Annotated in this window: 28 protein-coding genes; 10 read left to right on the forward strand and 18 right to left on the reverse strand. The window is 59.4% G+C overall.

Going from position 1 to position 23378, the window contains the following annotated elements; genetic code table 11:
- The first annotated feature begins 15 nt into the window (after positions 1–15).
- Positions 16–2439, forward strand: coding sequence for a phenylalanine--tRNA ligase subunit beta (pheT, locus tag RGR602_RS01370; RefSeq protein ID WP_039843610.1), 2424 nt, complete (start codon positions 16–18; stop codon positions 2437–2439).
- Positions 2440–2503: 64 nt separating this feature from the next.
- On the opposite strand, the gene RGR602_RS01375 is transcribed toward pheT, so the two are convergent.
- Entirely contained in the window at positions 2504–2863 is a 360-nt protein-coding gene (locus RGR602_RS01375; protein ID WP_039843611.1) for a nuclear transport factor 2 family protein, read from the reverse strand.
- 121 nt (positions 2864–2984) lie between these two features.
- Positions 2985–3485, reverse strand: coding sequence for a YciE/YciF ferroxidase family protein (locus RGR602_RS01380; protein WP_039843612.1), 501 nt, complete (start codon positions 3483–3485; stop codon positions 2985–2987).
- 153 nt (positions 3486–3638) lie between these two features.
- On the opposite strand from RGR602_RS01380, the gene RGR602_RS01385 reads away from it, so the two are divergent.
- On the forward strand, positions 3639–4256 hold the full coding sequence (locus tag RGR602_RS01385) for a hypothetical protein (RefSeq protein ID WP_039843613.1): 618 nt from the start codon (positions 3639–3641) through the stop codon (positions 4254–4256).
- Here the strand turns inward: RGR602_RS01385 and RGR602_RS01390 are convergent.
- Positions 4246–4689, reverse strand: coding sequence for a GNAT family N-acetyltransferase (locus tag RGR602_RS01390; protein ID WP_039843614.1), 444 nt, complete (start codon positions 4687–4689; stop codon positions 4246–4248). The two genes, RGR602_RS01385 and RGR602_RS01390, sit on opposite strands and share 11 nt — an antisense overlap.
- 9 nt (positions 4690–4698) lie before the next feature.
- A complete protein-coding gene (locus RGR602_RS01395; protein WP_039843615.1) occupies positions 4699–5646 on the reverse strand; it encodes an aldo/keto reductase in 948 nt (315 codons plus the stop codon).
- Positions 5647–5825: 179 nt separating this feature from the next.
- Here RGR602_RS01395 and RGR602_RS01400 point away from each other — a divergent pair, with 179 nt between their 5' ends.
- Entirely contained in the window at positions 5826–6812 is a 987-nt protein-coding gene (locus RGR602_RS01400) for a Gfo/Idh/MocA family protein (RefSeq protein WP_039843616.1), read from the forward strand.
- Here the strand turns inward: RGR602_RS01400 and RGR602_RS01405 are convergent, their stop codons facing one another.
- Genes RGR602_RS01405 through RGR602_RS01420 form a run of 4 tightly spaced genes read right to left on the reverse strand, consistent with a single transcriptional unit; the run spans position 6813 to position 9308 of the window.
- Positions 6813–7205, reverse strand: a complete 393-nt coding sequence (locus tag RGR602_RS01405; protein ID WP_052451468.1) for a hypothetical protein — start codon at positions 7203–7205, stop codon at positions 6813–6815. It abuts the gene before it with no gap.
- A complete protein-coding gene (locus tag RGR602_RS01410) occupies positions 7198–7560 on the reverse strand; it encodes a DMT family transporter (protein WP_039846579.1) in 363 nt (120 codons plus the stop codon). The genes RGR602_RS01405 and RGR602_RS01410 overlap by 8 nt, the downstream gene beginning before the upstream one ends.
- 11 nt (positions 7561–7571) lie before the next feature.
- Positions 7572–8276, reverse strand: coding sequence for a class I SAM-dependent methyltransferase (locus tag RGR602_RS01415; RefSeq protein ID WP_039846580.1), 705 nt, complete (start codon positions 8274–8276; stop codon positions 7572–7574).
- A gap of 30 nt (positions 8277–8306) precedes the next feature.
- Positions 8307–9308, reverse strand: coding sequence for a glycosyltransferase (locus tag RGR602_RS01420; RefSeq protein WP_039846581.1), 1002 nt, complete (start codon positions 9306–9308; stop codon positions 8307–8309).
- Positions 9309–9479: 171 nt separating this feature from the next.
- On the opposite strand from RGR602_RS01420, the gene RGR602_RS01425 reads away from it, so the two are divergent.
- Genes RGR602_RS01425 through RGR602_RS01435 form a run of 3 tightly spaced genes read left to right on the forward strand, consistent with a single transcriptional unit; the run spans position 9480 to position 13552 of the window.
- Entirely contained in the window at positions 9480–11318 is a 1839-nt protein-coding gene (locus tag RGR602_RS01425) for a hypothetical protein (protein WP_203226194.1), read from the forward strand.
- Positions 11319–11372: 54 nt separating this feature from the next.
- Positions 11373–12953, forward strand: a complete 1581-nt coding sequence (gene xseA, locus RGR602_RS01430) for an exodeoxyribonuclease VII large subunit (RefSeq protein ID WP_039843618.1) — start codon at positions 11373–11375, stop codon at positions 12951–12953.
- An 8-nt stretch (positions 12954–12961) separates the two neighbouring features.
- Positions 12962–13552, forward strand: coding sequence for an NAD(P)H-dependent oxidoreductase (locus tag RGR602_RS01435; RefSeq protein ID WP_039843619.1), 591 nt, complete (start codon positions 12962–12964; stop codon positions 13550–13552).
- Here the strand turns inward: RGR602_RS01435 and RGR602_RS01440 are convergent, their stop codons facing one another.
- Positions 13553–14035, reverse strand: coding sequence for a MarR family winged helix-turn-helix transcriptional regulator (locus RGR602_RS01440; RefSeq protein ID WP_039843620.1), 483 nt, complete (start codon positions 14033–14035; stop codon positions 13553–13555). It abuts the gene before it with no gap.
- A gap of 101 nt (positions 14036–14136) precedes the next feature.
- Here RGR602_RS01440 and RGR602_RS01445 point away from each other — a divergent pair, with 101 nt between their 5' ends.
- Positions 14137–15048 (forward strand): EamA family transporter, encoded by a 912-nt coding sequence (locus RGR602_RS01445; protein WP_039843621.1) that lies wholly within the window; start codon positions 14137–14139, stop codon positions 15046–15048.
- Here the strand turns inward: RGR602_RS01445 and RGR602_RS01450 are convergent.
- The 3 genes from RGR602_RS01450 to RGR602_RS01460 form a co-directional block, all read right to left on the reverse strand.
- Positions 14996–16249 carry an aminopeptidase gene (locus tag RGR602_RS01450; RefSeq protein ID WP_039843622.1) on the reverse strand — a complete coding sequence of 418 codons (1254 nt, stop codon included), beginning with the start codon at positions 16247–16249 and terminating at the stop codon, positions 14996–14998. The two genes, RGR602_RS01445 and RGR602_RS01450, sit on opposite strands and share 53 nt — an antisense overlap.
- Before the next feature lie 112 nt (positions 16250–16361).
- On the reverse strand, positions 16362–17039 hold the full coding sequence (locus tag RGR602_RS01455; protein WP_039843623.1) for a glutathione S-transferase family protein: 678 nt from the start codon (positions 17037–17039) through the stop codon (positions 16362–16364).
- 11 nt (positions 17040–17050) lie between these two features.
- Positions 17051–17476 carry a DoxX family protein gene (locus tag RGR602_RS01460; RefSeq protein WP_039843624.1) on the reverse strand — a complete coding sequence of 142 codons (426 nt, stop codon included), beginning with the start codon at positions 17474–17476 and terminating at the stop codon, positions 17051–17053.
- A gap of 80 nt (positions 17477–17556) precedes the next feature.
- Here RGR602_RS01460 and RGR602_RS01465 point away from each other — a divergent pair, with 80 nt between their 5' ends.
- A complete protein-coding gene (locus tag RGR602_RS01465) occupies positions 17557–17997 on the forward strand; it encodes a MarR family winged helix-turn-helix transcriptional regulator (protein WP_039843625.1) in 441 nt (146 codons plus the stop codon).
- On the opposite strand, the gene ybaK is transcribed toward RGR602_RS01465, so the two are convergent.
- Genes ybaK through RGR602_RS01480 form a run of 3 tightly spaced genes read right to left on the reverse strand, consistent with a single transcriptional unit; the run spans position 17994 to position 19882 of the window.
- Positions 17994–18467, reverse strand: a complete 474-nt coding sequence (ybaK, locus tag RGR602_RS01470; protein WP_039843626.1) for a Cys-tRNA(Pro) deacylase — start codon at positions 18465–18467, stop codon at positions 17994–17996. The genes RGR602_RS01465 and ybaK overlap by 4 nt on opposite strands.
- A gap of 1 nt (position 18468) precedes the next feature.
- Positions 18469–18819 (reverse strand): ArsC family reductase, encoded by a 351-nt coding sequence (locus RGR602_RS01475; RefSeq protein WP_039843627.1) that lies wholly within the window; start codon positions 18817–18819, stop codon positions 18469–18471.
- Position 18820: 1 nt separating this feature from the next.
- Complete coding sequence (locus tag RGR602_RS01480) at positions 18821–19882, reverse strand: M14 family metallopeptidase (RefSeq protein WP_039843628.1); 1062 nt, start codon at positions 19880–19882, stop codon at positions 18821–18823.
- 384 nt (positions 19883–20266) lie between these two features.
- Here RGR602_RS01480 and RGR602_RS01485 point away from each other — a divergent pair, with 384 nt between their 5' ends.
- Complete coding sequence (locus tag RGR602_RS01485; protein ID WP_039846582.1) at positions 20267–20830, forward strand: methylated-DNA--[protein]-cysteine S-methyltransferase; 564 nt, start codon at positions 20267–20269, stop codon at positions 20828–20830.
- Positions 20831–20932: 102 nt separating this feature from the next.
- Here RGR602_RS01485 and RGR602_RS39340 read toward each other — a convergent pair whose 3' ends face one another.
- The 3 genes from RGR602_RS39340 to RGR602_RS01505 form a co-directional block, all read right to left on the reverse strand.
- Positions 20933–21112, reverse strand: coding sequence for a hypothetical protein (locus RGR602_RS39340; protein ID WP_323808233.1), 180 nt, complete (start codon positions 21110–21112; stop codon positions 20933–20935).
- Between the two features lie 659 nt (positions 21113–21771).
- Positions 21772–22230: a nuclear transport factor 2 family protein gene (locus RGR602_RS01500; protein WP_039843629.1), complete on the reverse strand. Its 459-nt coding sequence runs from the start codon at positions 22228–22230 to the stop codon at positions 21772–21774.
- Positions 22231–22344: 114 nt separating this feature from the next.
- Positions 22345–22707 carry a hypothetical protein gene (locus tag RGR602_RS01505; protein WP_052451470.1) on the reverse strand — a complete coding sequence of 121 codons (363 nt, stop codon included), beginning with the start codon at positions 22705–22707 and terminating at the stop codon, positions 22345–22347.
- A 79-nt stretch (positions 22708–22786) separates the two neighbouring features.
- Between RGR602_RS01505 and RGR602_RS01510 the strand changes: the two genes are divergently transcribed.
- Positions 22787–23365: a TetR/AcrR family transcriptional regulator gene (locus RGR602_RS01510; RefSeq protein ID WP_039843630.1), complete on the forward strand. Its 579-nt coding sequence runs from the start codon at positions 22787–22789 to the stop codon at positions 23363–23365.
- The last annotated feature ends 13 nt before the right edge of the window (positions 23366–23378 follow it).

Below are 23378 nucleotides of genomic sequence, written 5' to 3' on the forward strand. Positions count from 1 at the left end.
GGGAGGATTGAGATCATGAAATTCACGCTCTCCTGGTTGAAGGATCATCTGGAAACGGATGCCACCCTGAATGAAATCTGCACCCGCCTGACGATGATCGGGCTGGAGGTCGAAGATGTCGATGACAAGGCGGCCTTCAGGCCTTTCATCATCGCCAGGGTTCTCTCCGCTGAGAAACATCCACAGGCCGACCGCCTGAAAGTTCTCTCGGTCGATACCGGCAAGGGTGCGCCGATCCAGGTCGTTTGCGGGGCGCCGAACGCGCGGGCCGGCCTCGTCGGCGCATTTGCCGCGTCGGGCACCTATGTTCCCGGCATCGATGTGACGCTTTCCGTCGGCAATATCCGCGGCGTCGAAAGCCATGGCATGATGTGCTCCGAAAAGGAACTCATGATTTCTGACAATCATGAGGGCATCATCGATTTGCCTGAAGACGCGCCAATTGGGACCAGCTATGCGGCTTATGCCCATCTCGACGATCCTGTCATCGAGATCAACCTCACCCCGAACCGTCCGGACTGCACGAGCATTTACGGCATTGCACGCGATCTGGCCGCTTCGGGTCTTGGCACGCTGAAGACGCGGCCTGCGCCGTCCTTCGCCGTCGAAGGCGAGACGCCGGTCAAGGTGAAGCTCGATCTTGACGACGAAAGGCTCTGCCCGGGTTTTGCGCTCCGCCTCGTGCGCGGCGTCAGGAACGGCCCAAGCCCGCGCTGGATGCAGCAGCGGCTGCTGGCGATCGGTCTGCGTCCAATTAATGCGCTGGTCGATATCACCAACTACATGACCTTTGATCAGGGCCGGCCGATGCACGTCTTTGACGCTGCCAAGGTAAGCGGCAATCTGACCGTCCGCCGTGCCAGGGAAGGCGAGACGGTGCTGGCGCTCGACCAGCGTGAATACAAGCTTGGCCCTAACAATGTCGTGATCGCCGATGCGGACGGCATCGAGTCGATCGGCGGCATCATGGGCGGCGAGCATTCCGGCTGCGACGAAAACACGACCGACGTGCTGATCGAATGCGCGCTCTGGGACCCGATGAACATCGCCAAGTCCGGCCGCGCTCTGGGCATTATCACCGATGCCCGCTATCGCTTCGAGCGCGGCGTCGATCCGGAATATATGGTTCCTGGTCTGGAGCGCACGACGGAACTCGTTCTTGAACTTTGCGGCGGCACGCCGGCGAAGGCGGATGTCGTCGGCTACAAGGGCTATCAGCCGAAGATCGTCGATTTTCCCTACTGGGAGGTCAGGCGCCTGACCGGCCTCGAAGTCTCGACTGAGGAGAGTAAGGATATCCTGACCCGCCTCGGCTTTGAGGTGTCGGGCTCGGGCGAAAGCGTCTCGGTCGCCGTTCCTTCCTGGCGTCCGGACGTCGGCGGTAAGGCCGACCTCGTCGAGGAAGTCATGCGCATCCACGGCGTCGACAACATCAAGCCGGCGCCGTTGGAAAGCCATGCAGCCGTGAACGGCAAGATTCTGACGACGCTGCAGATCCGCACGCGTATGGCCAAGCGGGCGCTCGCCTCGCGCGGCATGCTGGAGGCCGTCACCTGGTCCTTCATTTCGCAAGAGCAGGCGAAGCTCTTCGGCGGCGGCTCGCCGGCCCTCAAGCTTGCGAACCCGATCGCAGCCGAAATGTCCGACATGCGCCCGTCGCTTTTGCCGGGTTTGTTGATGGCTGCGCAGCGAAACGCCGACAAGGGCTACGGCGATGTGACCATCTTCGAAGTTTCCGGAACCTATGAGAATGACAGGCCGGAAGGCCAGCGCCGTGTTGCCGGTGGCATTCGCCGCGGTACGGCGTCGCTCACCGGCGCCGGCCGCATGTGGTCGAACAATTTGAAGGGCGGCGGCAAGCCGGTCGATGTCTTCGACGCCAAGGCCGATGCGCTGGCGGTGATCGAGGCCTGCGGCCTTCCGATGGGCAACATCCAGATAGAGCAGGGCGGACCGGAATGGTATCACCCCGGTCGTTCCGGCACCATCAAGATGGGTCCGAAGGTCGTGCTGGGCTATTTCGGCGAATTCCATCCTTCGACGCTCGAAGCGCTCGATGTCTCAGGCGCGCTCTGCGGCTTCGAGGTCTATATCGACGCTATGCCCGAGCCGAAGAAGAAGGCGACACGCACCAAGCCGGCGCTGGAGCTTTCGCCCTTCCAAGCCGTCAAGCGCGATTTCGCTTTCGTCGTCGACAAGACGGTTGAAGCAGGCACGATCATAAAGGCTGCGAGCGGTGCCGACCGCAAGCTGGTCACCGGTGTCAACGTCTTCGACATCTTCGAAGGCGGATCGCTTGGCGAGGGCAAGAAGTCGGTTGCGATCGAAGTGCAGATCCAGCCCGTCGAGCGAACGTTGACGGACGAGGATTTTGAGGCTTTGACGCAGAAGATCGTGGCGAGCGTGACGAAGTTCACCGGCGGTGTGCTGCGAAGCTGACAAAGCTACCATGGCACTGCGGGCCGGCGGCTGCGCCGGCCTGGCTCATTGAAAGCTGCGCCGCCTAGGAGTGCAGGTAGTAGAGCTTGTTGACGATGGTCCATCGACCGTCGATCTTCAGCATCGACAGATAATCGGTAAAGCGCATCCCGGCGAATTCGTCAGTCACCTTCGCCATCGCGGCATCGCCTGCGACATCGATCATTGTTATATCCATATACGGTTGCGTTCCCGGCGGGGCGGCGCCTTCAGCGGTGATTGCAGCGATGAATTCGTCGCGCGTCAGCCATTCGACCGCGTGTTCATAGTGACCGATGATTGTGCTTTGCGGATGGAAGGCCTTTCGCAATGCAGCTTCGTTGGCAAACGTCATGCCTTCGACGTAGAGATGGACGACTGCTTCGATTGCCTGCTGTTCGGACATATCTTGCATCCTCCGTGTCGGCGTCATGATAACGCTGAAGGATTTAGAGGCGGGCGGTCCTTTGGCAAGCCGTGCCCATTCTGAAACAGCCGGTAAGACCGGCTGTTTCAGGGAGTTGTCGTCAAGCTGCGCGGGCGGCTTTCTGGTTTGCGGCGGTGATGGCGAGTTTCGTGAGCAACTTGTCAGTTGCCGTTTCTTCCTGCAGGGTCTGGTCCAGCAGCACGACGGCGTCCTTGTAGCCGAGGTTCTGCGCCCAGGTCTTCAGTGTGCCGTAACGGGCGATCTCGTAGTGCTCCACGGACTGCGCCGCAGAGATCAGGCCGGCGTCGACCGCGACCGTCCCTTTGAATTCTTCCATGATCTCTTCGCCCTCAGCGATGATGCCCTGAATTGCTTCGCACGTCTTGCCCTGAGCACGTTTGCCGGCAATCTCGAACACCTGCTGCAGGCGTTCTACATGGAGTTCGGTTTCTTCCTTGTGCTTTTCGAAACCCGCCTTCAGGTCGGCGGACTGAGCAGCGCGGGCCATCTTCGGCAGGGCGCGCAGAATCTGCCGCTCGGCGAAGTAGATATCCTTCAGAGTGTCGTAGTAGAGATCCTCAAGTGTCTTTCCCTTGGCCATTTCTTCGATCCTTGTTCTCGTTTTTGGAGTCACGCAGTCGTGAACCCTTAGAGAAGCGACCTAGTTGGAAATTGTTCCGCTGGAGCCCGCAATTTCCGGGTGGCAATAGCCGGATGACGGGATAGGTTCGTGCCGCCGATGGAGGAGAGACGCATGAAAAAGCCTGGGTCGATGAAATCGCTCGAGGATCTGGGCCGGACGCGGCTTTCGAAGAATTTCTTCCTCCGCGATTTCCTGCATTCCGAGATCGCCGATTTCTATCGTATTCCAAATATTCCAGACGACTCGGATCTTGCAGTTGAGGCAGGTAGGCGGCTTTGCAAGGAACTGCTCGAGCCGCTTCAAGCGACGTTCGGCAGGCTGCACATCCGCTCGGGCTACCGTTCTGCCGCCGTCAATGAATTTGGAAACAAAAACAAGCTCAACTGCTCGAGCAATGCCTCGAGTGCGGCGGACCATATCTGGGACCTGCGCGATTTCGATGGCTGCATGGGGGCGACGGCCTGTGTCGCCGTACCCTGGATGATCGATACTTATCGTGATGAGGAAGATTGGCAGAAGCTCGCGTGGTGGATCCACGATCATCTGCCCTACGCATCGCTCTGCTTCTTTCCAAAGCTATGGGCCTTTAATATCCAATGGCACGAGCGGCCGAAGCGTGCGATCCAGAGCTATGTGCGGCCGCGCGGAACTCTCACCAAGCCGGGCATGGCGAATTGGCAAGGCGATCATTCGAAATTCTACCAGGGATTTCCGCCGCTCAGAAACTGATGCGATAGCGAATGTGTCCGTCGCTTTCGACATAGCTGTCATAGAGCGCACGTGCCGTCTTGTTCTGTTCGTTCGTGTGCCAGTAAAGCCGCGACCAGCCGTACTGCTTGCAGAGCAAAATCAGGTCATCCATAAGCGCCCGGCCGACCCCTTTGCCGCGGGCGCCTGGGTGGACAAACAGGTCTTCGAGATAGCAGTCCTTGCCGCGAATCCACGTGCCTTCATGCGTCAGTGAGAGGGTGAACCCCATCACCTCTCCGTCGACTTCCGCAACGCGCATGAAGATTGCTGACGCCGGATCGAAAACCCGGCGCCACGTTGAATCGGTAATGTCCCCATCGACCGTGACTTCATAAAAGGCGAGGTAATCCTTCCAGAGTTCGCGCCAGCGCGCTTCGTCTTCCGGTCTAGCAGCGCGGATCGTCACGGTCATGTCATCCCCTCAGGCTCCTGCCCTGTCGAGCAGTCTCATTGCTTCGTCAGAAAGCTCAAGCTTCGCCGCCTTCACCAGACTATCGAGCTGTGAGGTGCTGGTAGCACTGGCGATCGGTGCCGTCACGCCTTTCTTGTTGAGCAGCCAGGCGAGGGAGATCTCGGCAGGTTTCGCGCTCGTTTCGGCGGAAATCTGATCGAGTGCGGCGAGAATGCGCATGCCCTTAGCGTCGAGATATTTCGCGACCCTATCTTTGCGGGCCTTGCCCTGCGTATCGGCCTTGCTGCGGTACTTACCGGAGAGAAAGCCGGCTGCGAGGCTGAAGTAGGTGATGACACCGATATCTTCCTTCACGCAAAGATCGGCAAGCTGGCCTTCGAAGCTCGATCGCTCATAAAGATTATATTCGGGTTGGAGCACATCGTAGCGAGGAACTCCAGCCTTCTCGGCGGCATCGAAGGATGCCTGAAGCTGGCCGGCATCGAGATTGGAGCAGCCGATCGCTCGGATTTTCCCCTGCTGCTTCAGCTTGGCGAAGGCGGCGAGCGTTTCTTCATAGGGTGTACTTTCGTCGGGCCAGTGGGAGAGGTAGAGGTCGATGTAATCCGTCTGCAGGCGGCGGAGCGAATCCTCCACGGCCTTGAGGATATATTGCTCTTTCAGCGACTTGCCTTGGCCCATGTCGGAGCCGACCTTGGTGATGATGACTGCCCTGTCGCGGGAAATCTTTCCGTTCTTCAGCCACTTGCCGATGATCTCCTCTGAATCGCCGCCTTTGTTGCCGGGCACCCAGGATGAATAGACGTCGGCCGTGTCGATGGTATTGAGACCTGCGTAGAAGAATGCATCGAGAATATCAAAGGACGTTTTCTCGTCGGCCGTCCATGCGAAGACATTTCCGCCGAAGACGATAGGCGAGATTGAAAGACCTGTTTTTCCGAGCCGGCGCATTTCCATGGCGCTATCCTAAATTGCTGATTTGATTGAAGTGCGGATGCGGCAGAACGTCGCCGAAAGTAAACTAGTGCAGGTTCCGGCAGAGGAAAACCAAACTTTCGTGATTTGTGCGCACGCCATTGCGTCACCCGCAACCCCTGAATAAGGTTGCGCCCATTCAAGCTCTGGGAGGCTAAGCCATGCTCCGTTTCGGTATTATTTCGACGGCAAAGATCGGCCGTGAACTCGTCGTTCCGGCCATTCAGGACGCGGAAAACTGCGTCGTCACTGCGATTGCCAGCCGCGACCTGAAAAAGGCGCGCGAAATGGCCGACCGCTTTTCCGTGCCGCATGCCTTCGGCTCCTATGAAGAGATGCTCGCCTCCGACGTGATCGACGCCGTCTACATTCCGCTGCCGACGTCGCAGCATGTCGAATGGACCATCAAGGCGGCAGACGCCGGCAAGCACGTCCTTTGCGAAAAACCGATCGCGCTCAATGCCGGCGAGATCGACAGCCTCATTGCTGCGCGCGATCGCAGCAAGGTCCTGATTACCGAAGCCTACATGGTGACCTACGCGCCGGTCTGGCGAAAGGTCCGCTCGCTGATCGCCGACGGCGCGATCGGCAAGCTTCGCCATGTCCAAGGCGCCTTCACCTATTTCAATCGCGATCCCGGCAACATGCGCAACATTCCCGAACTTGGCGGCGGCGGCCTGCCCGATATCGGCGTCTATCCGACGATCAGTACGCGCTTTTCGACGGGCAAGGAACCACTGCGCATCCAGGCCGTCACCGAACGTGACCCGGAATTCGGCACCGATATCTATTCGAGCGTGAAGGCCGACTTCGGCGATTTCGAGCTGAGCTTCTACATCTCCACCCAGATGGCAAACCGCCAGGTCATGGTGTTCCACGGCACGGAAGGCTATATCGAGGTGAAATCGCCATTCAACGCCGACCGCTGGGGACCGGAAGAACTGGAACTCGCTAACCGCAGCCATAGCGAGTCGACCATCTTCCGCTTCCAGGACAGCCGCCAATACAAATGTGAAGCAGAAGCTTTCGCCCGCGCTGCCAGGGGCGAGAAGGAAGAGGTCGTGACGCTCGAAAATTCGAAGCTGAACCAAAAGGTAATCGACGCGATCTATCGCGCCAGCGAGAAGGACGGCTGGGAGCCTGTTTGATTATTCGCGAAATGCGAACCGGATGTAGCCGAAAATTGCAAAGCACAGTGTAGAGGCGGAGGCGAAAACCATCGCCGCCAACGGCTGCAGGGACGGCAATACCATTATGAGCGTGGCGTAGAGACCATAATTCAAGATCGCCGCAATCAGCACGATGGCGACGATCCCGGCGCGGCCGACCGACAGCCGGCCGCCCGTCGTGAAATCGATGCGTCGCAGCATAGCGAGCATAATGCCAAGGATTGCAACAAGGCTCACTGCCCGTGTCAATAGCGGGCCTTGCATCACCTTCAGCAGCAAATGGAAGAGTAGCGTTTCGGCCGCCAATCCAAGCAGCGACAATGCGGCAAAGCGCAGAAGCGACCCGCTTCGATTGAGAGAGGCGTCAGCCATTGATCGCAAGCATGCCAGCAACGATGAAAGCCGCGCCAATGGCGTAGCGAACAGTGAGGGCTTCTCCAAGAAAGACCTGCGCCAGCAAAGGCACGAAACAGAAGGTCAATCCCATAAAGGAGTAAGCAATCGTCAGCGGGACGGCTTTCAGGACGTAAATCCAGATAATTGTTCCGAGACCGTAAAGGAGTAGCGCTGCAAGCAACACCGGATTGAGAAGCAGAGCAAGAATATTGCGGACACTGAGCTCGCCTGTCGCTGCGCTCGCCAGTTTGAACAGCACCTGGCCCGCGGCAATCAGCAGTGGCGTGCCGATAAGGCCAATCCATGTTGCGGTCGAAAAAGTGGAAAGCATCGAACCGTCCTTCAATCCGCTGCACCTCTTTTTTCCGAATAGAAGATGTCGCGACCGATATCCTCGCAGACAAATGCTGGAGGCACCGGGTGGACAGCTCTCAGGAATGAGTGCGTATAAGGGAAGAAGTTGAAGTGCGGATTGAACGTGTAGCGATATTCGCGTTCCCTCGGCACAACGATGATCAGGCGGCGTTTTGCAATCCGGCGCAGTTCCGCAATCGCTTGCCGGTAGTCGAGAATATGCTCGATCACATGCGTGCAGATGACCGTGTCGAATTCCGCGTCTGCAAAGGGGAGGTTTTCGACCTTGGCCGCGACGTATTCGATGCCAGGCAGTCGTGATGCGTCTTCAATCACGAAGTCGACGCCTGTAAGGCGGTTGAGCCCAGGATGCGTCGCCTGGATGCTGCGGAGCAGCGAACCCGTGCCGCAGCCGATATCGCAGACGCTCTCTCCGGCGATCGATCCGAGGATGCGGCTGATGCAGGCCGCAGAATTGTCCGTGCCCTCGTGAACACGGGGATGCTTGCGGTAAAGCTCGGCATATTCCTCTGCCGAAAGAAACGGTGCTCGCTCGCGAAATTTCGCCAAGTGCGTGATATGGTCGCCCCAGACGCGCCGCGCCGCCCAGCGAAACGCACCGGAATCACGGACAAACGGCGGCAGGATGTCTTCCAGCACGAAACGAATACGGTTTGTGGTTTCTCTGTTCATGAAAAGAGCGTCACCTTTGAGCGGAAGCAACTATGCGATACGCGTGGTCCTGCCACCTTGCGCGGTTTCAATGGACTTTTCCGGCGCTAAACCCTGGCTCGGCGCGGCGACGTTGAGGTAGTGAATGCGAAGCTGTTCGGCACGCGAGCGGGCGACGGAATCAAGGATCAGGCCCGCTGTAAAGACCATGAAGGAGATCATCATCAGCGCCAGGGAGAGAACCCATGTCGGCATGCGGTTGACAAGCCCGGTCTCGAAGTATTCCGCCAGCACAGGCGCCATGAAAGCCATGCTCGACAGCATGAAGAACGCGCTGATGAGGCCGAAGAAGACAAAGGGCCGCGTTTCCTTCATGAGCATGGCGAACATCCAGAGAATCTTGCCGCCGTCCTTCAAGGTCGAGAGTTTCGAGTGCGAACCTTCCGGGCGACGGCCGTAATCGAGTTCCAGCTCGGCGACCGGCAGCTTGAGCCGAGAGGCGTGGACGGACATTTCGGTCTCGATCTCGAAGCCGGCGGAAACGGCCGGGAAGCTCTTGACGAAACGGCGCGAGAAGGCCCGGTAGCCTGAGAAAATATCGGTGAAGTCCGGACCGAAGATCGTGCGGTAGAGAATGTTGAAGATGCGGTTGCCGAAAGCATGTCCGTTGCGCCCGGCGTCGGAATGAACGCCGCGACGCGTTCCGACCACCATGTCAGCGCGTTCGGTCAGCAGCGTGCGGATCAGCTCTTCGCCGTCTTCGGGCGCATAAGTGCCGTCGCCATCCGCCATCAGATAGATGTCGGCGTCGATATCGGCGAACATGCGGCGGACGACATGGCCCTTACCCTGGCGCCGTTCGCGCACGACAGCGGCGCCGGCCAGCATCGCATGGAGCGCGGTGCCGTCTGTCGAATTGTTGTCGTAGACATGAATCTGCGCTTGCGGCAGTGCCGCTTTGAAGCCGCGGACGACTGCACCGATCGTGGCCGCTTCGTTGTAGCACGGAAGCAGCACAGCGATGTTTGGCGTTCTGGTCTGCGATCGTGTCATGATGCCACTTGCCATTGACAATTGGCGCGCAGTCTAAAACATGCAGCGTTAATAAGACCCTATAACGCGGCAAGAATCGGCAGCCATCCGGACGCTTTACACTTTCTTGATCTGCAAAAGCTAAAGTTCGCGCAGCTCAGGACGGGACAAGGAATGGCGAACGTCGCAGGAATGACCGGCAATTCAGCTTCAAAATCTTCGCCGCCCATCGTGTCGCTTGCCGCTGTCCGCATGCTTCTCACGCGTCTGTTGCCGTCCGTGTCGCTTTATAGCGCGGTGCTGATCGCGTCCATTTTGCCGGTGAAGCTGATCGGGGCGAAAGACTATGTCGGTCCTGACAACGACGACGGCATGCGGCTCGTCGAAGTAAGGGATTTTCTTTCTGGGCAGAGCTGGTTCGATTTGACGCAATACCGGCTCGGCGTTGATGGCACGCTGATGCACTGGTCGCGGCTGATCGATTTGCCGATCGCAGGGCTCATCAAATTCTTCGGTTTGTTTCTGGCGGCCGAGCAGGCCGAGGCCGTGGCGCTCGCGATCTGGCCCGTCTCACTCGCCCTCCCTCTCATGCTTGCGATGGCGATTGCAGGCCGCCGCATCGGCGGCGTTCCTGCCATGCATGTCTCTCTGGTGATGACCGCACTAGGCGTATGGACCAGCAACCGTTTCGTGCCGGGTGCGATCGATCATCACAACGTGCAGATCGGGCTTGTCGCGATGATGACGGCAATGCTTCTCGATGAGGAGCATCAGGCCTGGAGCTATATCGTCGCAGCCTCGATGGCGGCACTCGCGATCGCCATTGGGGTCGAGACAACACCTTTCGTCGCAGCGGTTTGCCTCGTCGTCGCTCTTCATTGGGCCTGGGTGGGGCAGGCCTTTCAGAAGGCTGCCAAAGCATTCGGGCTGACGCTCACGCTGGCCGTCAGTATTCTGTTCTTCTCGACCATGCCGCCCCGGCTTTATTCGACCGTGACCTGTGACAATTTTTCGCTTGGTTTTTACGGCCTTACTGCGATCGGCGGTGGAATGCTTTCCGTTGTGGCTGTTTTCGCAAGCAGCGCGTCGAGAATAGGACGCTTCGTTGCACTCGGTGGTATCGGCATCACCGTTGCAGCTTCGGCCATGGTGATCGCGCCCCAATGCCTGCATAATCCGCTTGATGATCTCGATCCAATGCTCGTTGAGCTGTGGCTGAACAATATTTCAGAAGCGCGCTCCATGCTCGACATGATCCGCAACGAGCCTTTCGGCATCGGTGCCTTTTACGCAGCCGGTCTTTTGGGCATTGCTGTCAGCGCATTCCGAATCCTCTATCGCGACAGGGTGCGGATTCACGCCATCCTGCTTTTCCTGCTCGTCCTCTGCTGGGCCATCGGCCTGATGCAGGTGCGCGGGGCACCCTTTGCAAATCTGATCGCTATCCTGCCGCTCGCGCTGCTTATTGTCGACATCCGCCGTATATCCAACAGCGATCGGGAAAATGTCGCTGTCGCATTCTGTTACATCATGCTGGTGCTTGCCAGCGTACCTGCTGTTTGGGCCGTTGCTGGAGCCTTCGTTGAGCTGCAGAGGCAAACGGAGGAGGACAAGAACGAAGCGAAAGACGAGGAAAACAAGCCTTCGTGTATCTCAAGAGAGGCTCTTGCGCCGCTGAATGCGATGCCTGTCGGCATGGTGGCGGCTTCATCTGAACTCGGCGTGCCGATCCTCCGCTTTACGAGGCAGCATGTTCTGACCGCACCTTATCATCGCAATCCCCGGGGTATGCTGACCGAAATGCATATCGGCCTCTCGGAACCTAAGGATGCAGAGGCCTTCCTGAGGGGGGCGGACGTTCATGTTTTGGCTTTCTGTCGCGACGATTATCCGACGATGCAGTTCGCAAAACTGAAGCCGGAGGGACTTTATTCTCAATTGGCGAAGGGCAATGTGCCGTCCTACCTCCAACCGCTTCCCAAGGCTGCGGGCGTTGGGGTGCAGTTCTTTCTCTTCAAGCCGGAAAATTGAGCGCCAACCCGATGCTCTACTGATCTTTCCCTCCGCTTTCGCTAGAAAGGAAGGATGAGCAATGTCTTCGACACCGATTCGCCCACCAACCTGACTGAATATTCGGTCTCCGAACTTTCGGGATCGATCAAGCGCACGGTCGAGACTGCTTTCGACCAGGTCCGGGTGCGTGGCGAAATCTCCGGCTATCGCGGCCCGCATTCATCGGGGCATGCCTATTTCTCGCTGAAGGACGATCGCGCCCGTATCGACGCCGTCATCTGGAAAGGCACGTTCTCGCGGCTAAGGTTCCGGCCGGAAGAAGGCATGGAGGTGATTGCCACCGGCAAGGTGACGACCTTTCCTGGCTCGTCGAAATACCAGATCGTCATTGAAACGCTGGAGCCCGCGGGTGCGGGCGCGCTGATGGCGTTGATCGAGGAGCGCAAGCGCAAGCTTGGTGCTGAGGGTCTTTTCGACGCGGCACGCAAGAGGCGGCTGCCGTTCATGCCGAGGGTCATCGGCGTCGTCACGTCGCCAACGGGCGCCGTCATTCGCGATATCCTGCACCGCATTTCCGATCGTTTTCCAGTCCATGTCATCGTCTGGCCTGTCAAGGTGCAGGGCGATGGGTCCGGCGAGGAGGTGGCCAATGCCATCCGCGGTTTCAACGGCTTCCAGCCGGGCGGCGAAATGCCGAGGCCTGATGTGCTGATCGTCGCGCGTGGTGGCGGCAGCTTGGAAGATCTCTGGAGCTTCAATGACGAGATTGTCGTGCGCGCCGCTGCTGAAAGTGAAGTTCCGCTTATCTCGGCGGTTGGCCACGAAACTGACTGGACGCTGATTGACTATGCGGCCGATATGCGCGCGCCGACGCCGACGGGGGCTGCGGAAATGGCCGTTCCCGTCAAAGCCGAACTGGACGCCCAGGTTTCTGCCCTTTCGGCCCGTCTGCAAGGCTGCGTGAGCCGTCAGATGGATCACAGGCGGCAGTCCGTTCGGGCATTGATGCGAGCGCTGCCGTCGCTCGATCAGTTGCTGGCGCTGCCGCGCCGACGCTTTGATGAAGCGGCCGCAGGCCTCGGCCGCGGGCTGGAGCTCAACACAATCAACAAGCGCCGCAGCTTCGAGCGTACCGCATCGCATCTGAGGCCGGACGTTCTATCGAACCGCATTGCCGAGCGCCGCCGGATGCTTGCCGAGCGGATGACGCGCGCCGAGCGCACGGTGGAGCGACTGATCGATCGCTCCAGGTCCCGTGTCGGGCGGGCCGATGCCGTCTTTGCGTCCTTGCCGGCGCGGCTGAAGACGCAGACGGCCCGCATGCGCGACCATCTGGCAAACCTGTCCCGTCACGCCGATTCCGCTGTCCGCCATCAGTTGACACGGGCAAGGGGCGAGCTTTCGGCACAGGACCGCGTATTGCAGTCCCTTTCCTACAAGAACGTTCTGAAGCGTGGTTATGCAGTCATCCGCGATGATGAGAACCGGCCGGTCTCGCAGGCCGCGGCTCTTTCAGCCGGCCTGGGCATTTCGATCGAGTTTGCTGACGGCCGCATCGGCGCCGTGACAACCGAAGGCGGTGCGCCACCGAGGAAACGCTTGCCGAAGCCTGACGAGCCCACCATGCCGCCGAAGCAGGGTAGCCTGTTCTAGGAGAACCGATGCGTATCCTGCTGGTGCTCGCCCATCCGCTTAACGAGAGTTTTGCTGCCGCTGTTGCAAGGACTGCGTGTGAAGCTTTGGCAGAAGCTGGTCATGCGGTCGATCTGCTCGATCTCTACGCCGAGGAATTCGACCCTTGCCTCACGAAGGCCGAGCGCAGCGGTTACTTCGACATCCCCTATGACACCTCCGGCGTCTCCAAGATTGTGGAGCGGTTGAAGGTGGCCGATGGATTGATCCTCGTCTTTCCGCAATGGTGGTTCAATTTTCCGGCGATCCTCAAGGGGTTCTTCGACCGGGTCTTTGCGCCCGGTGTTGCCTTCTCGCATGATACGGCCGGCGGGCGGATCGTTCCGCAGCTGACAAACATTAAGCTGCTTTGGGCTCTGACAACGACGGGCTCGCCGTGGTGGCTGGTTCATCTCTACATGGGCAATCCCGTGCGCCGGCTACTGAAGCGCGGCATTGCGAATTTCTGCTCCAGGGGCCTCAATTTTCGAATGCTCAGCCTGCACGACATGGACCGCGCGACGGCCACCAAACGCCAAGCTCATCTTGATCGCGTGCGCAAGGCGTTGAGCGCGATCTGACTATTCGAAGTTCGCGAGGAACTTGCGCAGCAGCGCATCGAGGGCTGCCTTGTCTTCATCGCTGAGGTTCTCGATAAGCCGCTGCTGATTTGCAACGTGGGCACCGACCGCGCTCTCGACGGCCGCAAAACCATCCTCCGTCAATGCAATCAGCACGCTTCGCCGGTCGTCGGGGTTGAGAACGCGTTCAACGAAACCTGCTTTCTCGAGCTGGTCGATGCGGTTGGTCATCGTACCGGAGCTCACCATTGTCATCGCCAGCAGATCGCCAGGCGAGAGGCGATAGGGTTTTCCAGAACGCCGCAGCGTTGCCAGCACGTCAAAGGCGGATGACGAGAGCCCGTGCTGCAGCAGGACTTGCTCTACCTCGCGTCCGAGATGTGTCGTCAGCCGTTTCAGGCGCCCCAGGATACCCATGGCTTCCACATCGAGGTCGGGCCGCTCACATTGCCATTGGGACAGGATTTTATCGACGCGGTCCATTGCTTCTTCATCCCTTCGATAATCAAGCGATAGCACGATATGTCTTGACGTCAAGATAAATGCCGATAAGTTGAATTTATCTTGAGGTAGAGATTCTTGACATGAAGAAAAATAGCACATATGCAGCCGATGTCCTGATGACTGCCATCGCGCCCGCCATCTGGGGCAGCACCTATTTCGTAACGACCGCCTTCCTGCCTGCCGGCTATCCGCTGACCGTTGCAATGCTGCGCGCTTTGCCTGCCGGTCTCCTCTTGCTCGTCACCATCCGTCGCCTGCCGTTTGGTATCTGGTGGGGCAGGGTGTTCATCCTCGGCGCGCTCAATTTCTCGTTCTTCTGGGCAATGCTTTTCGTTTCGGCTTACCGGCTTCCGGGCGGTGTCGCCGCGACTGTCGGGGCTATTCAGCCGCTGATCGTCATCGCGTTATCGCGCCTCTTTCTTGGCAGGCCGATCAAGCTTCTTGCCGTAATTGCCGGTTTGGCCGGAATGGTTGGCGTCGCGCTGTTGGTGTTGACACCCAAGGCTGCGCTCGATCCGCTCGGCGTTGCCGCCGGTCTGGCCGGCGCCGTATCAATGGCTATCGGCACGGTGCTGACGCGCCGTTGGACGCCGCCGGTCTCCAACCTCGCATTCACGGCATGGCAACTGACAGCTGGTGGGCTTTTGCTCGTGCCAGTCGCGCTGATGTTCGAGCCGCCTCTTCCGATGCCGACAACTGCAAATGTGCTGGGCATGGCCTATCTCGGACTGATTGGCGCGGCTTTTACCTATGTCCTATGGCTGCGCGGCCTGTCAAAGATCGAGCCAGCGGCGGCCGCGTCGCTTGGCTTTTTGAGCCCGCTCGTGGCGACGGTTCTCGGTTGGCTGGCGCTTGGCCAGAGCTTGACGCCTGTGCAGCTCTTCGGATTTCTGCTTGTGCTGGCGAGCGTCTGGATCAGCCAGAGAGCGATGGCGCCCGTCAGGCCCATTCTCCCTGCCGCATCACCGGAATCCGCGAGCCGTCCGGCTTGATGCCATCGATATCCACTTTGTCGGAACCGATCATCCAATCGATATGGATAAGGCTGGAATTTCCGCCCTGCGCCTTGATCTGGTCCTGGTTGAGCTTTGCGCCGTCGAGGAAGCACTTCGAGTAGCATTGTCCGAGCGCGATATGGCACGAGGCGTTTTCGTCAAAAAGCGTATTGTAGAAGAGGATACCGCTCGCCGAGATCGGTGATGAATGCGGCACGAGCGCCACTTCGCCGAGGCGGCGCGCGCCGTCGTCGGTATCGAGCACCTTGTTCAATACCTCCGCGCCACGCGAAGCTTTGGCCTCGACAATGCGGCCCTCTTCGAAACGAACCTGGATGTTGTCTATCAGCGTGCCCTGGTGCGAGAGCGGCTTGGTGCTTGAGACATGGCCCTCGACGCGCAGCGCGTGCGGCGTCGTGAAGACCTCTTCCGTCGGGATATTCGGGTTGCAGGTAACGCCGTTCTTGGCGACGGAGGCGCCGCCATGCCACTCATGACCGTCGGCAAGGCCGACGGTCAGGTCGGTACCCGGTCCCTTGAAATGCAGCGCTGCGAAGCGCTGACCGTTCAGCCAGGAGGAGCGGGCGGCAAGGTTCGCGTTGTGCTCCCTCCAGGCTGAGACCGGATCGTCGAGATCGACGCGCGAGGCGGCAAAGATTGCCTTTGCCAGTTTGGCGATCGCAATTTGCTCTGGATCGTCCGCAAACACGACCTTCGCCCAGGAGGGATTCGGATAGGCAACGATGTTCCAATTAATGTCGAAGTTCGAGATCTTTTCGAGCGCTGGTTTGTAGGCGGTGGAATTCGCCCGGTTCGCGCGGCCGACCTTGCCGGGATCCTGTTCGGAAAGCAGCATCGGATTGTCGCCGGCAATTGCAAGGCGTGCTGCACCGTTTTGATATGCCTTTGCCATACCTTCGTAGAGCCAGCCGGAGGCACGGTCGAAGCCTTCGTCGCTGCCGTATTGATAGCGGGCAAGCGTCGTTTCTTCGTCGGAGTAGAAAGTCGTAACAAGCCCCGCGCCCGCCATGTAGGCGTGGTTGGTGATCAAGCGAACCAGCGGCATTGCGACAATCGGCGCGGTCATCACCAGGTCCTGACCTCTTTGAAGCTGCAGGCCGACCCTGACGGCGACCTCGGCGAGCTTTTCCAGCTTGATCGGATCGACGGAATTCTGACTCTGGGGCATGAACGTCATGGCCGGCTACCTCCTGAAATCGACTCTCTGAAGATTCCAGACTTAGACCCCTTTACGGCGAAAATGAAGCTCGCCAGCGTGAAAACGCAGGGCCGCAAGAGACCACCCGATCTTAAGCGGCCGCCTGTTCAAGCAATGCCGACTGATGTTTCTCAAGGAACGCGATGAGACGCTCGTGATAATCGGCAGCGGCGGCTTGCCTAACACTCGGCCGCTGCACAAGCGTGCTCCGCCAACGCTTCACCTTTTCCAGGCCATCAAAGATGTGGCTGTCGCTGATTGTGTCGAAGACATCGAAATATCGGAAGATCGGTGCGAAGACGGCATCGACGAGGCTGAAGCTCTTCCCGACGAAAAAGGGTCCACCGGAAAGCTCGGTTTCGATGATAAGGAATTTCGATGCAAGGACCGTTCGTTTGGTCTCCAGCACCCGCGGGTCGCTAGTCGTTTCATACACCCAAAGATCGGCAAGGATCGACGAGCCGAACTCCATCCATCCGCGATGCCGGGCGCGTGTCAGGGCATCTTGCGGATGAAGCCTCGGCCCGGGTTGCGTTTCGTCGATGTATTCGCAAATTGGCGCACTCTCGAAGAGGGCGACCTGCCGCCCGTCTTCCTCGATCAGCAGAAGCGGAACCTTGCCGAGCGGAGAAATCTTCAAAAACCAGTCCGGCTTGGCATCGAGATCGATGAAAACGCGCTCGAAGGCCGCACCCTTCTCACCAAGGGCAATCGCAGCCCGCTGCACATAAGGGCACAGGTGATGCGAGATGAGGGTAAGCTTTTGCATGGCATATTCCCTTAAGAGGCTTTTGCAGGTGCAAGCGGTTGTGAAGGGCGAAGCGCGAAGGCGCCGTCTCCGAGCATGGCCTGGGCGATCGAAAGCACGATCAGATAGAGCGGATATTCCCAGCCGCCGCCCGGCGCAGTAAAGACCCAGCCGTTCGCCCCATGCGCCCAGATGATCGCGCCGGCAAGGGCCGGTACGAGCGCCAAGGCGACAAGGCGGCTCTGAATGCCGAGAACCAAGAGCGCCCCGCCGACCGCTTCGGCCGCAAAGGTGAGGTAGGCCAGCCAGCCCGGCAAGCCGATCGACGTAAAATATCCGGCGGTCCCCATCAGTCCGAAAGTCATCAATTTCAGGACGATGCTGTGGGCGAGGTACATCGTGCCGAGGCTGATCCGCAGCAGGGCAGTTGCATAGAGGATGGATTTATCTGCGTTCATGTTCGTCAATTTCCCATGATAGATGCATATGCATATAATTTATCTTGCTCCTTCGTCAAGGTAAATGTAATTGCATCTATATGGGCAAGGAACCTCGATCCGAGACAACTACGCAGGCGTGGATTTCCATCATGCGTGCTCAGCAGCGCCTGCTGCGGGCCATCGAGAGCGACCTCAAGAAGGCGGGCCTGCCGCCGCTTGGCTGGTATGATGTGCTCTGGGAGTTGGCGCGCGCGGAAGAAGGCAAACTGCGCCCCTTCGAAATCGAAGAGAGGACGCTGCTCGCGCAATACAACCTCTCTCGGCTGCTCGACCGGCTCGAACGCGAGCAGCTCGTAAGCCGCGAGACGTTCGCCGAAGACGGGCGCGGCCGATGGGTTGTCATTACGGCGGCCGGCCGGGCGCTTCGCGAACGCATGTGGACCGTTTATTCCAAGGCGATCGAGGTCCACGTCGGCTCGAAGCTTGACGAACCAGCCGCCACGGCGCTCGTGAATCTGCTGGCGCGATTTTCCGCCTAAGCGATGAGCGAGGCAGCTTTGGCGTTCAGCGTCGTGAGCGCCTCCTTCGGCGCAAAGCGCACCTGCAGTCCGCGTTGACCGCCGTTCATGTAAACCAGAGGCTCTGTAAGCGTGGCCTCCTCCAGCGCCGTCGGAACGAGCTTTTTCTGGCCGAACGGGCTGATGCCGCCGACATGATATCCGGTCAGCCGCTCGGCATCTGCAGGCTTCATCATGTTTGCCGTCTTGCCGCCGAAGGCGCTGGCAAGCTTCTTCATGCTGACGTCGCGATCGCAGGGCACGACGACACAGACTGGCTTGCCGTCCACTTCCGCCATCAGCGTCTTCAGCACGCGATGCGGCTTTTCGCCGAGCGCTTCGGCGGCCTGGAGGCCGACGCGTTCGGCATTCGGATCATAGTCGTAGCTATGCACCGTGAAATTGACACCGGCTTTGGCAAGAACCTGCGTGGCGCGCGTCGTCTTGGACATTTTATTTTTCGAACTCCGCCCCGTAGCTCTCGGGCTTGAAGCCGACCAGCAGCTTGCCGCCTGCTTCCAGAACCGGCCGCTTGATCATCGACGGCTGGTCGAGCATCAGGGCGATCGCCTTTTCCCGGGTGAGGTTTTTTCGGTCGGCGTCCGGCAGCTTGCGGAAGGTGGTTCCGGCGCGGTTGAGTACGGTTTCCCATCCGGCTCTGTCGACCCATTGCTGCAGATGGACGCGGTCGATACCCATGGCCTTGTAGTCGTGAAAAACATAGGCAACGCCATGCTCTTCCAGCCAGGCGCGCGCCTTCTTCATCGTGTCGCAGTTCTTGATACCATAAATGATGGCGGTCATATTAATCCTCGAGGGTTCCGGCTTTGCGCACGACGCTGCTGGGCTGGCTGCAGGCGATCTTCATCAGGTTCGCCTGCCGGCGTACTAGGCGGTCTGAAACGCAGGTGACGACAAGGCCCGCTTGCGGTGCGCGAACTTGGATGCTGCCGTCCGCCATGCCGGGACGCGTGATGATCGTTGCCAGCAGATCGCCTTCGGCGACCATTTCACCGATGCTGCGATGAAAGAGGACCGTGCCGGACTCCGGCGAGCGGATCATCTCGATATTGTCAAGCGGCACGGCTGGACCGGCGAACGTGCTTGGCAATACCCTCTCGTCTCTGATGACCTTGCGTGCAGTGAGGAAGCGCCATAGCCCTTCTGCATCCGCTTTGGCCATATCCGGATAGACATCGCGTTTGCCGCGAAGTTCCAAGGTGACGGAAAGCTTGCCGGGCAGACGGGTGCGCTTTTCGCCAGGCACTTCATATTTCCAGGCAAAGCTGATTGCCTCCTCGAAGGCCGAGCTCTCGCCATCGGAAAGGAGCACCGCGTCCATCGCCAGGGCGGCGGCAAGGTCGCTCGCCTCCGGCCAGAAGGCCTCGTCGATGTAGGCATATTGCAGGGATTCGTCGTCGCAATGCAGATCGAGCACGAGATCGGCGCCAAGCGCCATATGCATCAGCTGCCGCTTTAGCCGGTCGATTGCCGGGCAACGATCGAGATCGTCGATCAGGTTGCCGCGGTCCCGCAGAGAAATCAGCGGGAAATCCCGGTTGAAATTGGTCCGCGAGCCGAGATCGAAACGGCCCTGAAGCTCGCCGAAATGCGACTGTGCTGCACCAATCGGATTGGCCTGGGGTACGATTGTGATGTCGCCCGCAATGCTGTCGGCACTTTCTGCATCACGCAGCGTCCCGCAGAGAAAATGCAGAAGTGCTGTGCCCGGGAGTTCGTCGGCATGGAGCGCCGCCTGGATATAAACCTTCGGTGCGGCGGGGTCGTTACCCTTGAACCGATAAACCGGCAGACGCCACTCGATGCCGGGTGTGTCGCCCGGAATGATGATCTCGGAAATGTCCACGCTACGTCACTCCGCAAATTCTCTTTAACGGAGCTTTATGCGAGTCCGGCGGGCAAGTGCAAGGCGGCAGATGACGCACTTCGTTTGAAGCAAGAACCGTTGCGCCATTTTCCTGGTATCCGATCAGTCGCCACTGGCCGATATGCTCATGTTCGCTTTCACCGGCAGGCGGTCAGGAGATCGCAGCGCTGAGCAGGGCCATTCAACCGCATCGCCACGCCGGAGTTCCAAGTCTTGCGGGCCGAAGCTAAAACGCACGAACAAAATTAGAACATTTGATCTTGGCCAGGGCTGTGCGAACTGGCAAACTGTTGCAAGAAACGGGTGGAATTCGAGGTCCGGCCGTACGATTTTAGGATGCAAGCGAAGCACGGAGGCGATGTCATGGCTGAGAAAGCGCACCAATATCTGATCTTCGAAACAGTTGGTGGTTTCTGCGGAATTGCCTGGAACGAGATCGGCATCACACGTTTCCAGCTGCCAACAAAAGCCGCTGACGCGACGGAGCGACTTCTGCTGCGCCGCCTTCCGGCAGCCGAATCCGGTACACCGACGCCTGAGGTTGCCGAGGCGATCGCTGCGGTAAAGCGTTACTTCAACGGCAAAGAAACAGATTTTTCAGGCGTAAAGCTCGACCTTGAGGGGCAGGATGCCTTCTTCCAGAGCATCTATGCTGCTGCGCGCCGCGTCGGCTGGGGCCGAACGACCACCTACGGCGCGTTGGCGAAGGAACTTGGCGCCGGCCCGGAAGCGGCGAAGGACGTGGGTCAGGCGATGGCAAAGAATCCGGTTGCCCTCATCATCCCGTGCCACCGGGTGCTCGCCGCAGGTGGCAAGATCGGCGGGTTTTCGGCGCCGGGCGGCTCGAATTCCAAGCTCAGGATGCTGGAACTGGAAGGCGTTCGACTTGCGCCGCCGCAGCCGGCGCAGCAATCCCTGGGATTTTGAAGATCACGCCGTCGTCGTCGACCGGCTGCGTGCAATTGGCATGGAAAGTCTCGGCGATGGCCCTCGGGCTGTTCTCGCCGTATCCCACCAACGGGACGGCGATCAGGTTTCGTACAGCACCGCACCGTTTGGGATGAAGCGGTCGCGATGCTCGGATAGGTTCAGCCGGTAGGGGGTCTTTGGCGCGTAGCGCGTCAGTAGGATCTGAAAGTCGGTGCGCTCTGCGCGAGACCGATCCAGCAGCCGGGCGCGCACCGATGGCCGTGCGTTTTCTGAGTTCACGCGCAGTCGCTTCGACATAGGGTCCCATGGTCGACCAGAGCCTGGGCTATTTCGCGTATGTCCAGAGGTCGTCGCTTGTGATCTCGCGCCGCCGGAGCCACTCCATCGCACCGTCGAGGCTGACTTTCGTCCGATAGCGGAAGTAAATCGACGATCGAACGCCGGATTCGTGATCTCAACGCCCTCGATGGGATGCCGTTCGACGCCCTCGCTGAGAGCGGCCCCCCTCGAGGCGTACGAACTGGATAGGCGGATAATCGATCTTGGGGCGCTAGGAGTGCGGTCGATCGCCATCCACACAGGCGAGGGCATCTGCAGCGTCAGTTCGTGATATTGGAGCGCCGAGGCCAGGCATATCAAGGCCTTTGGAACCACAGCCGCATCAGCGAGCGCATCGGCCGCCTCAATCTGAGTGTCCAGGAGTTGATACAGCCCGGTGATCGCGCTCCGTCGCCCTACGCACATTAACCGAAGACCCGGCCGGAGGCTCGCCATCGCTGGATCATGTGACGCCGGTTTTCAACACATTGCCACGCCCCACCCGAGCGGATTCATTATCAGAGAAGTACCGTCAGCGAGGCATTCTTTTGCGGTCGCGCAAACGGGCGCTGCGGTATCTATCCTCCTCTCAACACACAGGGTGTAGGGCTGCGCTTCTGCTAGCTTACGATCTGTTCGGCGACCGCTTCTTCGAGGCCAGCTGCCGCTTGGGCGGCAAGACCGCCGGCCGCTGCTTGTGAATCGTAAAATTCCTCGAGTGCATAGACTCTGCCCCACCGCAGGGTGAACACGTGCAGACCACGGTTGACATACGACGCGTCGCCGTTGAGCAGCGTTGCTTTGCCGTCCCACTGGGCAAACACGGTGGTATGCCACGGCCAGCCCTTCACCCAGATGTGGTTGACCGTGAGATGGAGCGTGGGCAGGACACGGCCCAGGCGCTCAAACCAGCGGCGCACGGCTTCTTTCCCGTGGCGTTCACCACCAAGCGCGTGGGCGCCGGAAACGCGGTGATGGACATGCGGCGCGAGTGCTTTCATCGCCGCATCCCAGCGATGGCTGTTGACGTGGTCGAAGCTCTGCCGGATCGATTTCTCGACAAAATAACTGTATAGCATTTGATCTTTCCTCCAGACTTGTTCGATGGCGTGATCGAAGACACCCGCGTGGCGAGCCGCGCCGACGCAAGAGCCCGCGGCCGGCAGCAGCCAGGCTGCGGTCTTAACGTCGGGTCAACGCATTGTCGCGTCGGCCCGCAGATGCGTGTCAGTCTCGGTCGAGACCGTCACCTCCTTGCCGGACCTTGAGAACGCGTAAAGCGAGTGCTGATGGCCTGGCATGGAAAATGCCACGGAGGCGCCGTCGGCGAGGCCCATGACGACCCGCAGCGGATCGCCCCCGGTCTTCGGCGCGAAGGTGGCGGTGACCTCCAGCAGGTCGCCGTCGACCGGGATGTAGTAGACCACCATGTCGAGGTGTCGCTCGTTAAGGCTGCCGCCTTCGATCGGGCGTCCGACGGTTGCTTCCTCGGCAAAAGCCGGGGTTGCAAGAAACAGCCCGGCCAGGAGCGATGCGCTCAGCGTTTTGCGGATCATCTCATATCTCCTTTTTAGATTGCGTTCGACCTCTATATAGGGTATAGATTACGAATGCAATCTAAAAAAGGAGATGACGATGCGCGTAAGTCGCAGTCAGGCCGCGGAAAACCGCGAAACCGTGATCAATGTCGCAAGTCGCCTCTTTCGGGAGCGAGGCTTTGACGGCATCGGCCTTAAGGATCTGATGAAGGGTGCCGGACTGACCCAAGGCGCCTTTTACAAGCAGTTCGTATCAAAGGAGGACCTGGCTGCGCAGGCGTCCAGGCGAGCGATGGAGAGCGCCACCCACCGATGGTCGGCCGCGACTGCGGCTAAAGACGAGGATCCGCTTGGCGCGGTGATCGCGTTCTATCTCAGTATGGACCATCGCGGAGAAAAGATGGACGGCTGCCCGATCGTGGCGCTCGGTTCGGATGCCGCCAGACAAGGCATGGACGTGAAAGCTTCGTTCGAAGCCGGGATTAAGGAGCATCTCGAGATCCTCGGCCGTTTCATTGCCGAGACCCATGGCGAGGATGCCGATGGCAAGGCCATGGCCATTCTTGCGACGATGGTCGGTGCGCTGATGTTATCGCGCGTCGTCAACGATCCCGACCTCGCGCGGGGCTTTTTGGATGCGGCGACCCATCAGATTAACCAAGCAGCCGGCGCCTGAACGGCATGGCAGC

The sequence above is a fragment of the Rhizobium gallicum bv. gallicum R602sp genome, assembly GCF_000816845.1.
Taxonomy (GTDB): domain Bacteria; phylum Pseudomonadota; class Alphaproteobacteria; order Rhizobiales; family Rhizobiaceae; genus Rhizobium; species Rhizobium gallicum.

Bases quoted from the DNA above. Each gene is read 5' to 3' on its own strand.
- pheT (WP_039843610.1), top strand. From the start codon at position 16: ATGAAATTCACGCTCTCCTGGTTGAAGGATCATCTGGAAACGGATGCC.
- RGR602_RS01375 (WP_039843611.1), bottom strand. From the start codon at position 2,863: ATGTCCGAACAGCAGGCAATCGAAGCAGTCGTCCATCTCTACGTCGAA.
- RGR602_RS01380 (WP_039843612.1), bottom strand. From the start codon at position 3,485: ATGGCCAAGGGAAAGACACTTGAGGATCTCTACTACGACACTCTGAAG.
- RGR602_RS01385 (WP_039843613.1), top strand. From the start codon at position 3,639: ATGAAAAAGCCTGGGTCGATGAAATCGCTCGAGGATCTGGGCCGGACG.
- RGR602_RS01390 (WP_039843614.1), bottom strand. From the start codon at position 4,689: ATGACCGTGACGATCCGCGCTGCTAGACCGGAAGACGAAGCGCGCTGG.
- RGR602_RS01395 (WP_039843615.1), bottom strand. From the start codon at position 5,646: ATGGAAATGCGCCGGCTCGGAAAAACAGGTCTTTCAATCTCGCCTATC.
- RGR602_RS01400 (WP_039843616.1), top strand. From the start codon at position 5,826: ATGCTCCGTTTCGGTATTATTTCGACGGCAAAGATCGGCCGTGAACTC.
- RGR602_RS01405 (WP_052451468.1), bottom strand. From the start codon at position 7,205: ATGGCTGACGCCTCTCTCAATCGAAGCGGGTCGCTTCTGCGCTTTGCC.
- RGR602_RS01410 (WP_039846579.1), bottom strand. From the start codon at position 7,560: ATGCTTTCCACTTTTTCGACCGCAACATGGATTGGCCTTATCGGCACG.
- RGR602_RS01415 (WP_039846580.1), bottom strand. From the start codon at position 8,276: ATGAACAGAGAAACCACAAACCGTATTCGTTTCGTGCTGGAAGACATC.
- RGR602_RS01420 (WP_039846581.1), bottom strand. From the start codon at position 9,308: ATGACACGATCGCAGACCAGAACGCCAAACATCGCTGTGCTGCTTCCG.
- RGR602_RS01425 (WP_203226194.1), top strand. From the start codon at position 9,480: ATGACCGGCAATTCAGCTTCAAAATCTTCGCCGCCCATCGTGTCGCTT.
- xseA (WP_039843618.1), top strand. From the start codon at position 11,373: ATGAGCAATGTCTTCGACACCGATTCGCCCACCAACCTGACTGAATAT.
- RGR602_RS01435 (WP_039843619.1), top strand. From the start codon at position 12,962: ATGCGTATCCTGCTGGTGCTCGCCCATCCGCTTAACGAGAGTTTTGCT.
- RGR602_RS01440 (WP_039843620.1), bottom strand. From the start codon at position 14,035: ATGGACCGCGTCGATAAAATCCTGTCCCAATGGCAATGTGAGCGGCCC.
- RGR602_RS01445 (WP_039843621.1), top strand. From the start codon at position 14,137: ATGAAGAAAAATAGCACATATGCAGCCGATGTCCTGATGACTGCCATC.
- RGR602_RS01450 (WP_039843622.1), bottom strand. From the start codon at position 16,249: ATGACGTTCATGCCCCAGAGTCAGAATTCCGTCGATCCGATCAAGCTG.
- RGR602_RS01455 (WP_039843623.1), bottom strand. From the start codon at position 17,039: ATGCAAAAGCTTACCCTCATCTCGCATCACCTGTGCCCTTATGTGCAG.
- RGR602_RS01460 (WP_039843624.1), bottom strand. From the start codon at position 17,476: ATGAACGCAGATAAATCCATCCTCTATGCAACTGCCCTGCTGCGGATC.
- RGR602_RS01465 (WP_039843625.1), top strand. From the start codon at position 17,557: ATGGGCAAGGAACCTCGATCCGAGACAACTACGCAGGCGTGGATTTCC.
- ybaK (WP_039843626.1), bottom strand. From the start codon at position 18,467: ATGTCCAAGACGACGCGCGCCACGCAGGTTCTTGCCAAAGCCGGTGTC.
- RGR602_RS01475 (WP_039843627.1), bottom strand. From the start codon at position 18,819: ATGACCGCCATCATTTATGGTATCAAGAACTGCGACACGATGAAGAAG.
- RGR602_RS01485 (WP_039846582.1), top strand. From the start codon at position 20,267: ATGGCTGAGAAAGCGCACCAATATCTGATCTTCGAAACAGTTGGTGGT.
- RGR602_RS01500 (WP_039843629.1), bottom strand. From the start codon at position 22,230: ATGCTATACAGTTATTTTGTCGAGAAATCGATCCGGCAGAGCTTCGAC.
- RGR602_RS01505 (WP_052451470.1), bottom strand. From the start codon at position 22,707: ATGATCCGCAAAACGCTGAGCGCATCGCTCCTGGCCGGGCTGTTTCTT.
- RGR602_RS01510 (WP_039843630.1), top strand. From the start codon at position 22,787: ATGCGCGTAAGTCGCAGTCAGGCCGCGGAAAACCGCGAAACCGTGATC.